Genomic DNA, 1,180 nt, shown 5'->3' with positions numbered 1-1,180 from the left:
CGCGCAGCAGGGCCCACAACACCGAGACCCGTCGCCGAGCCAACGCGATCACCGCCTGCACGTGCTTGCCGCCCTCGCTCCGCTTCTTCAGGTAGAAGTCCCGGTTCGGCCCGTCACGGATGACGCTGGTCTGCGCCGACAGGTAGAACACTCGACGCAACCGCCGGCTATAGCGTTTCGGCCGATGCAGGTTACCGGTCCGGCGACCCGAATCCCGTGGGACCGGTACCAATCCTGCCGCCGAGGCCAGATGCCCGGCATCGGCGTAGGACCCCAGATCACCGGCGGCGACTACCAGCTCCGCTCCCAGGATCGGACCCATCCCGGGCAAGGACTCGATGACCTCGGCTTGCGGGTGAGCACGGAAGGTGTCACGGATCTGAGTCTCGAGGCGTTTGATCCGGTCGTCGAGATCCAGGATCGCCCGCGCGAGCTCGGCCACGATCTGGGCAGCCACGACCTCACCGGGCAAGGTGGTCTGCTGGGCGGCCGCGGCGGCGATCGCGGTGGCCGCGACCGTCTCGGCCGACCGGACGTGCCGGTTGGCCAGCCACGCCGTCAACCGGGTGTGCCCACGGCGGCGGATCGCGGCCGGGGTTTGATACCCGGTCAACAGCACCAACGCTCCCTTGTGGGCGCTGTAGTCGAAAGCGCGTTCCAGCGCGGGGAACACCCCGGTCAGCACATCACGCAGCCGGTTGATCATGCGGACCCGGTCCGCGACGAGGTCGCTGCGGTGCGCGGTCAGCAACGCGAGGTCGGCAGCCAACTGTGCGGGCACGTCGATCGTCGCGAAATCGTTTCTGTGCCTGGATGTTTCAGCAATGACATAAGCATCCTTGGCGTCGGTTTTGCCTTCACCTCGGTAGGCTCCCGACATGCGGTTGACGGTGCGGCCGGGCACATAGACCGCGGAAATGCCGTGCGCGGCGAGCAAGGCCAGCAACAGCGCCGACGCGGTGCCGGAGATATCGACAGCGAAGGACACCTCCTCTGCCAGGGCGAAGATCTCACCCAACGCGGTCAGGATCGCGGTCTCGTCGTTGTCGACCTTCTTCGACCACAAGGTGGCTCCGGTGTCATCGACGACCGCTGCCCAATGGTGGCCTTTACCAGCATCGACACCAGCCCACGCTCGGGCCCGTGGTGGGGTCACTCCGCACTCCTCGCTCGTTACAGC

General features: G+C 66.8%; 1 protein-coding gene. It reads right to left on the bottom strand.

The genetic code is table 11. The features are described 5' to 3' along the window. Positions 1-1,156, bottom strand: a 1,156-nt coding sequence (locus tag IEY68_RS35845) for an IS110 family RNA-guided transposase (RefSeq protein ID WP_189094732.1), incomplete at its 3' end; no start/stop codon positions are given. Positions 1,157-1,180: the final 24 nt, after the last annotated feature.

Origin of the sequence: Nocardia jinanensis, from assembly GCF_014645735.1 — a bacterium.
Taxonomy (GTDB): Bacteria; Actinomycetota; Actinomycetes; order Mycobacteriales; family Mycobacteriaceae; genus Nocardia; species Nocardia jinanensis.
This window is presented reverse-complemented; position numbering and strand designations above follow the sequence as displayed.